This window comes from Streptomyces sp. NPDC001781, assembly GCF_053596035.1.
On sequence record NZ_JBSFFI010000097.1, the window covers coordinates 1 to 1,418 of the forward strand.

General features: G+C 55.4%; 1 rRNA gene. It reads left to right on the forward strand.

Annotated elements, in window-relative coordinates:
* Positions 1–1,397: ribosomal RNA gene (locus ACWCV3_RS28930) — 23S ribosomal RNA — on the forward strand; the annotation flags it as partial.
* Positions 1,398–1,418: the final 21 nt, after the last annotated feature.

Consider the following 1,418-nt stretch of genomic DNA (forward strand, 5'->3'; position numbering starts at 1 on the left):
ATAGTCTGAGACCTGATGCCGAGCCGATTGTGGTGAAGTGGATGATCCTATGCTGTCGAGAAAAGCCTCTAGCGAGTTTCATGGCGGCCCGTACCCTAAACCGACTCAGGTGGTCAGGTAGAGAATACCGAGGCGTTCGGGTGAACTATGGTTAAGGAACTCGGCAAAATGCCCCCGTAACTTCGGGAGAAGGGGGGCCATCACTGGTGATAGGTCTTGCACCTTGAGCTGGGGGTGGCCGCAGAGACCAGCGAGAAGCGACTGTTTACTAAAAACACAGGTCCGTGCGAAGCCGTAAGGCGATGTATACGGACTGACGCCTGCCCGGTGCTGGAACGTTAAGGGGACCGGTTAGTCAAGATTCGTCTTGGCGAAGCTGAGAACTTAAGCGCCAGTAAACGGCGGTGGTAACTATAACCATCCTAAGGTAGCGAAATTCCTTGTCGGGTAAGTTCCGACCTGCACGAATGGCGTAACGACTTCTCGACTGTCTCAACCATAGGCCCGGTGAAATTGCACTACGAGTAAAGATGCTCGTTTCGCGCAGCAGGACGGAAAGACCCCGGGACCTTTACTACAGTTTGATATTGGTGTTCGGTTCGGCTTGTGTAGGATAGCTGGGAGACTTTGAAGCATGCACGCCAGTGTGTGTGGAGTCGTCGTTGAAATACCAGTCTGGTCGTGCTGGATGTCTAACCTGGGTCCGTGATCCGGATCAGGGACAGTGTCTGATGGGTAGTTTAACTGGGGCGGTTGCCTCCTAAAGAGTAACGGAGGCGCCCAAAGGTTCCCTCAGCCTGGTTGGCAATCAGGTGTTGAGTGTAAGTGCACAAGGGAGCTTGACTGTGAGACCGACGGGTCGAGCAGGGACGAAAGTCGGGACTAGTGATCCGGCGGTGGCTTGTGGAAGCGCCGTCGCTCAACGGATAAAAGGTACCCCGGGGATAACAGGCTGATCTTCCCCAAGAGTCCATATCGACGGGATGGTTTGGCACCTCGATGTCGGCTCGTCGCATCCTGGGGCTGGAGTCGGTCCCAAGGGTTGGGCTGTTCGCCCATTAAAGCGGTACGCGAGCTGGGTTTAGAACGTCGTGAGACAGTTCGGTCCCTATCCGCTGTGCGCGTAGGAATATTGAGAAGGGCTGTCCCTAGTACGAGAGGACCGGGACGGACGAACCTCTGGTGTGCCAGTTGTCCTGCCAAGGGCATGGCTGGTTGGCTACGTTCGGGAGGGATAACCGCTGAAAGCATCTAAGCGGGAAGCCTGCTTCGAGATGAGTATTCCCACCTCCTTGAGAGGGTAAGGCTCCCAGTAGACGACTGGGTTGATAGGCCAGATATGGAAGCCTGGTAACGGGTGGAGTTGACTGGTACTAATAGGCCGAGGGCTTGTCCTCAGTTGCTCGCGTCCACTGTGT